Raw genomic sequence first — 330 nt, 5'->3', positions numbered from 1 at the left:
CTATTGGAATCGTATCGGATCGATAATAGTAGAAGTGCTTCCAGTTTAAATATTCAATCTAACTTTGTGAACCTGCTAAGTTTATTACATAAGAAACAAACTGAAGAGCGTTGGTCTGAGACGGATGCAGAACTAATAGATAGGATGACTTCTAGATTTATTGATTATGAAAATTTAATTTCAGAGGAGCGGAAGCAATTATCAGGCCTATAAAATCCATTACCACTGTTTACTGAAACGGCTTCTGTGACTCATTCTATTGATGTGAATCAAATGTCAACATTTTTTGAGGAGATTAATCGTACTAGTCAATTATATTTGCTTTATCAG

At 33.6% G+C, this 330-nt stretch carries 1 protein-coding gene; it reads left to right on the top strand.

What is annotated here, in order from left to right:
• On the top strand, positions 1-213 hold a 213-nt coding region (locus AOA60_RS33250), incomplete at its 5' end, for a hypothetical protein (RefSeq protein WP_218240510.1).
• Positions 214-330: the final 117 nt, after the last annotated feature.

It is taken from the genome of Pseudomonas sp. 2822-17 (assembly GCF_002742485.1).
Taxonomy (GTDB): Bacteria; Pseudomonadota; Gammaproteobacteria; order Pseudomonadales; family Pseudomonadaceae; genus Aquipseudomonas; species Aquipseudomonas cyclaminis.
The sequence above is the reverse complement of the archived record's forward strand: the minus strand, read 5'-3'. Positions and strand labels throughout refer to the sequence as shown.